This is a genomic window from Parasediminibacterium schistidii, from assembly GCF_046546515.1.
Lineage (GTDB): Bacteria > Bacteroidota > Bacteroidia > Chitinophagales > Chitinophagaceae > Parasediminibacterium.
In genome coordinates, this window is sequence record NZ_JBKHKJ010000080.1 from 1 (window position 1) to 1,285 (window position 1,285).

General features: G+C 47.8%; 1 protein-coding gene. It reads left to right on the plus strand.

Annotated elements, in window-relative coordinates:
• Positions 1 to 1,252, plus strand: a 1,252-nt coding sequence (locus ACHFIY_RS19225; protein WP_410847753.1) for an IS4 family transposase, incomplete at its 5' end; no start/stop codon positions are given.
• Positions 1,253 to 1,285 lie beyond the last annotated feature (33 nt).

The window sequence follows — 1,285 nt, forward strand, 5'->3', positions numbered from 1 at the left end:
TTTGTTGTTTATTTGTTCTTACCACAGAATTGTAAACAACATGAACAAAAGTAGTTTATTTGTCGGACAGCACATCTTCTCCCAGATACTTTCTTTATCCAGCAAGGCAAGCCTTTCTCCTGTGTTCGAGAAAACATCGGCCAACAAATGGTACAAGTCCACCATGGCCTGGGACCATTTTGTGTCCATGATGTTCTGCGTGTTCGCCAATTGCACTTCCCTTCGTGAGATAGTGGCGGGGCTGGAGGCTTTTGGCGGCAAGCTGAACCATTTGAACCTTGAAAAAGTGCCGCCACGCAGCACGCTGTCAGATGCCAACAAAGCACGCCCATCTTCCATTTTTGGCGAGATATACAACGATTTGAACCGTAGGTACTCCCTGAATTTGTCGGACAGTACTTTGCCGAAAGTGGTATTGTCCAGGCTGTTCCTCATCGACTCTACCGTTTTCTCTCTTTTCAAGGCCATCCTGAAAACATCCGGCCGAACCCCTACGGACAGCAAGCGCAAGGGCGGCATCAAGAAAAACACCATGCTGGACGCCAATTCGCTGATGCCCGTGCTGGTACGCTTCAACGCCGCTGCCGACAACGACCAGCAATTCCTCAAGTACATAGAACTGCCCACGGGCTCCTATATCACCTTCGACAAGGGCTACAACAACTACAAATGCTTCGCCCGGTTCTCACAAAATGGTGTGTTCTTCATCACCCGCCAAAAGGACAATGCCGTTTATACCACCGTTGCGGAGGCTATCCTGACAAAAGATACCCCGGATGCTGTTCTTAAAGAGGAAACAATCGAGCAAACTTACAAGGACGAAAACGGGAAAGAGCAAACCCTGCAGCTACGCCGCATTGCATGGTGGGACACAGATGGAAGCCGTGTATATGAGTTTATCACCAACAATTTTGAGTTGGGTGCTGCCACAATAGCAGCCATATACAAATACAGGTGGCGAATAGAGCTATTCTTCAAGAAACTAAAGCAGAACTTCCCGCTGCAATACTTCGTGGGCGACAATCAGAATGCCATAGAAATACAGATTTGGTGCGCCTTGATAGCCGTGCTGCTGCTAACGGTAATCCATGAGCACAACAACGCCAGCCTGTCTTTCAGCAACGTAACCACACTGATGCGCATACATTTGGCTGGCTACATCAGCATCAAGGAACTGCTTGCGTTGCATAACCAAAAAAGGGAAAGGAACAAAAAAGCAGCACATCAAAAAGACCTTTTTTCCTCTGCTTGATCCCACCCCCATGCTTTTGGTTTTAAGAGGATA